We start from the raw sequence: 6,559 nt of genomic DNA on the forward strand, positions 1-6,559 counted from the left end.
AACTGATCAAACAACAAGGGCCGCGAAAGCGGCCCTTCTGCTATGCGTTCATCCAGAATTCAAAGGAGGCAGAGATGTCCAACAGTCCGAAAATCGCCATTGTCACCGGCGCGAGCCGCGGCCTCGGGCGCAATACGGCCATCGCACTCGCCCGAAACGGGGTCGACGTCATCGGCACCTTCCACAGCAACAAGGCGGAAGCCGCTGAGACCGCAGCGGCCATCAAAGCGCTCGGGCGTAAGGCGGTGATGTTCCAACTCGATACCGGCAATGTCGCGTCATTCCCCGCCTTCGCGTCGGAGGTGCGGGCGGCCTTGCAAAGCACGTGGTCGCGGGACAGCTTCGATTTTCTCGTTAACAACGCCGGCATCGGCATTCACGCTTCCTTTGCCGAGACGACCGAAGCCGACTTTGACCGGCTGATGAATATCCACTTCAAGGGCGTCTTCTTCCTGACGCAGAAGCTCTTGCCGCTGATCGCGGATGGCGGCCGGATCGTCAATCTGTCGAGCGGATTGGCGCGCTTCAGTTTACCAGGCTTTGCAGCCTATGCGGCGATGAAGGGCGCGATCGAAGTTCTGACTCGGTATCTCGCCAAAGAACTTGGGTCCCGCGGCATCACCGTCAACACGGTTGCGCCGGGCGCAATCGAAACGGACTTCGGCGGCGGCGCCGTTCGCGACAACAAGCAGGTGAACGACTTCGTCGCTTCCGTCACGGCTCTCGGCCGTGTCGGCGTGCCCGACGATATAGGTCCCGCAATCGCCAATCTGCTGAGCGACGACAACCGCTGGATCAACGCGCAGAGGATTGAAGTTTCCGGCGGGATGTTCGCATGATCAAACAAAAAGGGCCGCTGTTGCGGCCCTTTTTCATTGCTCGATGAACTGGGGCTGCTTATCCGACGACGACGTCGCTGATCTGAATGACCGGCGCGAGGTCGGTATAATTTTTGATATCGGCCATGATCTCTTTCACGTGCGGTCCGAAGCCCGCCTGAAACGCGTCGACGGAATCGCAGAACAAGTGGCACATCGCGACATAGGTCGCCGGAGCACCCGGGATGCCCCCGGCGATGCCCTTGTCGACCGTGTACGACTTGCAGCTATCGCCCATTTTGGCTTTGACCATCGGCATGTGCTTTTCGGCGTAATACGCGTGGTCGAAACGCGCTCCGGGAACGTTCGGGTACATCACACTGACCTTGATCATGTCCTCAATCCTCCTCCTGTCGCGCGGCATGCGCAGTCCGGCGTGTGCTTAGGACTCCCGGCGCACGCGCGCAACCCAGTTCGCGCCGAGGCTGCGTATAGGCTGCGGTCTATTCGATTTTTATGATTTCGGCTTCGCCGGTTCCAGCCTTAACCGTATCGCCCGCTACCTTTCCCATCAGCGCCTGCGCCATCGGCGAAACATAGGAGATCGAGCCTTTCGCGGGATTGGCTTCGTCCTCACCGACGATGCGGAATTTCTGGATACGGCCGTCGTCACGTTCGAGCGTGACACGGACTCCGAATGCCACGACAGACACGTCGCTCGTCACCGGTTGCAACTCCGCCGTCGCAAGGCGCTGGTTCCAATAGCGCAGATCGTGCGATGCGCGCGCGACGCCGTTGCGGTCAGCGGCCTCGTGCGCGGCGGCCAAGTTCTCCTGCAGGCGCTTGATCTCACCCTCGATCAGCGCAAGGCCTTCCGGGGTGACAAGGTTGCGATGCTCGGAGACCAGCCTCTCGGGAAGCTCGTCGAGCGCTTCTGTTTCTCTGACGAATGCTCTGCTCATTGCGTTAACATAGGGCGTTCAGGAGCCGGGTTCCAGCATGCGCCAGTTTCAACAGACCATCACGATTAAGACCGGCGGTCCGGGCCTTACCGAATTTACCGGAAAAGCCGCCGAGATCGTCGCCGCCTCAGGCATCCGCACGGGGCTCGCGCATATCTTTTGCCGCCATACCTCGGCATCGTTGTTGATCCAGGAAAACGCCGATCCCGACGTGCAGCGCGATCTCGTCGCGTTTTTCCAGCGTCTCGTGCCGGATGGCGACCCGCTATTCATTCATCGCGCCGAAGGGCCCGACGACATGCCCGCGCACGTCAAAACCGCGCTGACGCAGACGACGCTGACAATCCCGATCGCGGGCGGCAAGCTGACGCTCGGCACCTGGCAGGGCATTTATTTGTTCGAGCACCGGCTGCGGCCGCACACGCGCTCGATCGTCGTTCATATCGTCGGAGACTGAGGAAATCCTTTCGACACGGCCATTTTCAATCCGCAGGACGCCCAATCCGTCAGAAATGTCGCGTTTACCGCACCGCGTATGCGCATGGAAGGCCGAGGGTTGACCTGCTAAGACCGCCACGAGTTTTTTTGAATCGGCAGCCTGGAGATCCCAATGTCCGACACGACCCCTGAATCGCAAGCCCGCAGCGCAACGGCGGCGCTGATCCGCGACTACTACGCCGCTTTCAACCGTGGTGACACCGACGCGATGATCGAATTCATGACCGACGACGTCATCCACGACATCAACCAGGGTGAGCGGCGGCAAGGAAAAGAGAAGTTTCGCGCCTTCAACGCTCGCATGACGCACAACTACAAGGAAGAGCTGAAAGACATCGTCGTGCTCGTTTCCAAGGACGCGACGCGCGCCGCAGCCGAATTCAACGTACACGGCGTTTACAAGAACACCGAGGAAGGCCTTCCCGATGCGGTCGGCCAGAAGTACGTGCTGCCCGCCGGAACTTTTTTCGCAATCCGAGACGGAAAGATTGCGCGCGTCACGACGTACTACAATCTGACGGACTGGATCGCGCAGGTCGCGGGCTAGAGCCTCTCCGCTTTTCGATGAATCGCGGATCGACTCTAGCTTTTTGTTCTGTCGTGCTTCTTATCGGAAAACCGGTTCCCACTTTTCCGGAAGCACTCTAAGGGAACGACGCGGATGGCAGCTGCGGAGAAAAAGAAGCTCGACGTCAAGTCGGTCACGGGCGAGGAGATCTATGGAATTCTCCCCGACCTCGCGCGGCTGCGCATCGTCGTTTTCCGCGACTGGCCGTATCTCTACGACGGCACGCTGGAGTACGAAGAGAAGTATCTGAAGACATTTGCCGCCGCGAAAGGCGCCGTCGTCATCACGGCCTACGACGGCGCCGAGATGGTCGGCGCTTCGACCGCCGCGCCGATGATCGAGCACGCCGACGAGTTCGGCGAGCCGTTCCGCAACGCGGGCTACGATCTCTCGAAGATCTTCTACTGCGGCGAGAGCGTGCTTTTGAAAAGCCATCGCGGCCATGGGCTCGGCCATGCCTTCTTCGATGGCCGCGAGGCGCAGGCGCGCAAGCTCGGCGGATTTCAAACTTCGACGTTCTGCCGGGTCATCCGGCCCGACGATCACCCGTTGAAACCGGCCGATTACGCCCCACTTGATCCATTCTGGAATAAGCGCGGCTATCACCCCGTCGACGGCATTGTCGCCACCTACGACTGGAAGGATGTCGACCAGCCGAATGAAACACGCCACGACATGCAGTTTTGGATGAAGACGCTTTGACCAAGCAACCGAAGTCTTTGAAAGTCGCGAGCGCGCAATATCCCATCGGGCAGCCGAATACGCTTGCCGAATGGGAGCAGAAGGTTGCCGTCTGGGTAAAAAACGGCGCTGCGACGGGCGCCTCGCTTCTTGTCTTTCCGGAATACGCCGCAATCGAGCAGGCCGCCTGCTTCGGCTCTGAAATCTATAGCGACCTGAAACTGACGCTGGCGAAGGTTGCCGAGCTGACGGCCGAGCGCGTGCAGTTCCACGCCGACCTCGCGAAAAAGCACAAGGTCCACATTCTCACCGGATCAGGCCCGCTGCTCAAATCCGATGGCCGCTACGTCAACGCCGCGCAGCTCGTCACCCCCGAAGGCGCGATCGGCGAGCAGGAAAAGCTCGTGATGACGCCGTTCGAGCGCGACTGGGGCATTTCGGCCGGAGCCGACGTGCGGGTCTTCAAGACCAGGCTCGGCACCTTCGGCATTGCGATCTGCTACGATAGCGAATTCCCCCTGCTCGTCCGCGCCATGGCGGACGCGGGCGCCGAAGTCGTGCTGGTGCCGTCGTGCACGGAGCGCGTCTCCGGTTATCATCGCGTGCGCACCGGCTCTCTGGCGCGGGCGCTCGAGAACGGCATCGCGACCGTACAAAGCCCGACCGTCGGCGATGCGCCGTGGTCGCCTGCCGTCGATTTCAACGCCGGCGCAGCGGGCATCTACGTGCCCGCCGAACAGGGCGTCTCCGATACCGGCGTGCTTGCGCAAGGAACGCTCAACGCCGCCGAATGGGTTACGGCGGCGATTGACCTCGAACGGCTGCGCCGCGTGCGCGAGATGGGCGAGATGCACAATTTCTGCGACTGGGCCTTACAGCCCGGCGCGCCGATGCGGCGCGTCGAGGTCGAGACGGTCGAGCTCGCTTAAAAAGCGGCTACTTCAGCGCCCAGGTCGTCGTCACACGCGCTTCGAGCGTGCTCGTGCCTCGCTCGACAGGAACGGACGCGGCTTGCGCCTTTGCGAAGCGCGGTGCGGCGAAGACCACAGGCGCGTCCGGCGTCGTGTCCTCGGATATCTGCAACACCTGTCCGACCTCCGCGCCGGCTGCGGTCGCGAGAAGCTTGGCGCGGCGAAGCGCGTTCGCGATCGCATCCTTGCGCGCTTCGTCCTTCAGCGTTTCGGCTTTTGACACTTCAAAGGCCAGACCTTGGATCTGATTGGCTCCTGCGCTCACGAGATCATCGAGCACCGTTCCGAGATTTTCGAGATCGCGAACCAGCACGACGACCTGATTGCTGACGCGATAGCCTCTGAGCTTTGGCGGCTGGCCATCCTTGGAGTAATCCATAACCGGCTCGACGTTGAACGAAGCCGTCTGAATGTCCTTCGCGTCGATGCCTTTGGTTTTAAGCGCCGCGATGACCTTGTTCATCGCCTCGGTGTTGGCGGTCAGCGCGTCGCGCGCGGTTGGGGCTTCCGTTGCGACGCCGGAGGTGATGCGGCCCTGATCGGGCTCGGCCTCGGCCGTTCCCGTCGCCGAAACCGTGATCGTGCGTTCCATATTCTTATCCTCGGCGTGACTTGCGGAAAGCGGAAGCATCGCGATCAGAGCGGCGGCGACAACGCCTTTGAGAATTGTTCCTTCAAACGCGCGTAGCTTATTGTTCAGCATCGATTTTACTCCTGGGACTGGCGCAAATGTCGCTACAATTCCTTGGCGGAAAAAAGAAGGCAAAAGGCTGTCGGGCGGTTGAACATCTGGTATGAGAGCCCGGCGTGGGCCCGTAGCTCAATGGTTAGAGCTGACGGCTCATAACCGTCTGGTTCCAGGTTCGAGTCCTGGCGGGCCCACCAATCGTTACGGAATTTTTGATGCCCCGATGTTGTTGCTCGTTCGGGGATCGAATGCCACAATGGATCCTCAGAGTATGTCGGATCGCTTTCATTCCTGTTTTCTTCTTCGCCATAACTCTCATGTGTTTCAAACATTTAAATTGATAATATCGCGCGAAATATTTTGTTGAAAATTCGTCGGAATTGAGTTGCCCGGTTGCGGGTTCTAGTGCGCGTACATTCCTAGGGGAAGCCTCATATCCACGATCCCTGAAAATCTCTCACTTCTTCACATCGGCGAAGAAGATCTGCGCACCAAGTCGATCAGGCTGATCGAAGCGAGTGAGGACATGTCTCTCCACCTCTCCATGCTCGAGACTTGCATGGGCATGCTGCAATACGTCCGCACGCACTCACCGGATATGAGCGAGGATCAGGTGATCGTAGCACTTATCGGTGCCAGCATTTTCAACTCAATGGCTTCTGCCTCCAAACTTCTACTTTGGAGGCTATTATCAGTCATCGGGTTTGCAGATTCGATACATCTTGGAGAGCGGCTGGTTGCTCGATTACCTGCGGACGGACCCAAAGCTGGTCCAGGAATGGAAAAGCACGCCCGAGGACAAGCGTCAGACGACGTTTGGGCCCGGTTTTATCCGAGACAAATTGGACAAGCGCGACGGCTTCACCGAGAAGATGCGTGCCGCTCACTACAAGCGTCTCTGCGTCCTCTGTGGCCATCCGACCTTTGCAGGCTTTGCCATGCTTCGCCCCGAACCAAATGCGGACGCCCACATGGGGCCGCCAAGTCTGCTGGAAGGGTGCATTCAAGAACTGGTGCAGGCATCCATCACGGCGTGGCAGTCGTTTATGCGCTTTTTTCAACCCAAAACGCTTTCCGATTACAAAGCGCGTGTCTTCTACCTCGAAAAACAGAACGGCTGGTTCAAGCACGTCTTCGACAAGCCGCATGACATGACGGCTGTGAATGAACTCAAAAAGCTCATCGCGCAGTTGGAATGAGCACCCGCCTAATGTCGAGGCGTCGTTGAAAGTACATTTCCAGTCGATTGCGTAGGAGGCATGTAAAAGCCGGAGCAATAATCCCTCACAGAAGCGGCTGATTTGTTCGGCCGCGCCGGACTAAAAGTGCGGCAGATTGGAGCCCTGTGCCTGCGTCGGCGCGAGGGCGGGGAT

At 59.4% G+C, this 6,559-nt stretch carries 9 protein-coding genes and 1 tRNA gene; 7 read left to right on the forward strand and 3 right to left on the reverse strand.

Going from position 1 to position 6,559, the window contains the following annotated elements:
* Window positions 1-74 precede the first annotated feature (74 nt).
* On the forward strand, window positions 75-839 hold the full coding sequence (locus WC026_RS17045) for an SDR family NAD(P)-dependent oxidoreductase (protein WP_372712214.1): 765 nt from the start codon (window positions 75-77) through the stop codon (window positions 837-839).
* A 58-nt stretch (window positions 840-897) separates the two neighbouring features.
* On the opposite strand, the gene WC026_RS17050 is transcribed toward WC026_RS17045, so the two are convergent.
* Together WC026_RS17050 and greA are read right to left on the reverse strand one after the other, a co-directional pair.
* Window positions 898-1,212, reverse strand: coding sequence for an EthD family reductase (locus WC026_RS17050; RefSeq protein ID WP_372712206.1), 315 nt, complete (start codon window positions 1,210-1,212; stop codon window positions 898-900).
* Between the two features lie 109 nt (window positions 1,213-1,321).
* Window positions 1,322-1,780 (reverse strand): transcription elongation factor GreA, encoded by a 459-nt coding sequence (gene greA / locus WC026_RS17055; RefSeq protein ID WP_372712207.1) that lies wholly within the window; start codon window positions 1,778-1,780, stop codon window positions 1,322-1,324.
* 37 nt (window positions 1,781-1,817) lie between these two features.
* Between greA and WC026_RS17060 the strand changes: the two genes are divergently transcribed.
* The 4 genes from WC026_RS17060 (at window position 1,818) to WC026_RS17075 (ending at window position 4,456) form a co-directional block, all read left to right on the forward strand.
* Window positions 1,818-2,237, forward strand: a complete 420-nt coding sequence (locus WC026_RS17060; protein ID WP_372712208.1) for a secondary thiamine-phosphate synthase enzyme YjbQ — start codon at window positions 1,818-1,820, stop codon at window positions 2,235-2,237.
* Between the two features lie 153 nt (window positions 2,238-2,390).
* Window positions 2,391-2,825, forward strand: coding sequence for a ketosteroid isomerase-related protein (locus WC026_RS17065; protein ID WP_372712209.1), 435 nt, complete (start codon window positions 2,391-2,393; stop codon window positions 2,823-2,825).
* Between the two features lie 114 nt (window positions 2,826-2,939).
* On the forward strand, window positions 2,940-3,548 hold the full coding sequence (locus tag WC026_RS17070) for a GNAT family N-acetyltransferase (RefSeq protein WP_372712210.1): 609 nt from the start codon (window positions 2,940-2,942) through the stop codon (window positions 3,546-3,548).
* Complete coding sequence (locus WC026_RS17075; protein WP_372712211.1) at window positions 3,545-4,456, forward strand: carbon-nitrogen hydrolase family protein; 912 nt, start codon at window positions 3,545-3,547, stop codon at window positions 4,454-4,456. Before WC026_RS17070 ends, WC026_RS17075 begins: the two co-directional genes overlap by 4 nt.
* A 7-nt stretch (window positions 4,457-4,463) precedes the next feature.
* On the opposite strand, the gene WC026_RS17080 is transcribed toward WC026_RS17075, so the two are convergent.
* Complete coding sequence (locus WC026_RS17080) at window positions 4,464-5,201, reverse strand: SIMPL domain-containing protein (protein WP_372712212.1); 738 nt, start codon at window positions 5,199-5,201, stop codon at window positions 4,464-4,466.
* A 106-nt stretch (window positions 5,202-5,307) separates the two neighbouring features.
* Here WC026_RS17080 and WC026_RS17085 point away from each other — a divergent pair.
* Together WC026_RS17085 and WC026_RS17090 are read left to right on the forward strand one after the other, a co-directional pair.
* A tRNA-Ile gene (locus WC026_RS17085) sits at window positions 5,308-5,383 on the forward strand.
* A gap of 540 nt (window positions 5,384-5,923) precedes the next feature.
* Window positions 5,924-6,385, forward strand: a complete 462-nt coding sequence (locus WC026_RS17090; protein WP_372712213.1) for a hypothetical protein — start codon at window positions 5,924-5,926, stop codon at window positions 6,383-6,385.
* Window positions 6,386-6,559: the final 174 nt, after the last annotated feature.

Origin of the sequence: Hyphomicrobium sp. (assembly GCF_041674905.1) — a bacterium.
GTDB lineage: Bacteria > Pseudomonadota > Alphaproteobacteria > Rhizobiales > Hyphomicrobiaceae > Hyphomicrobium_B.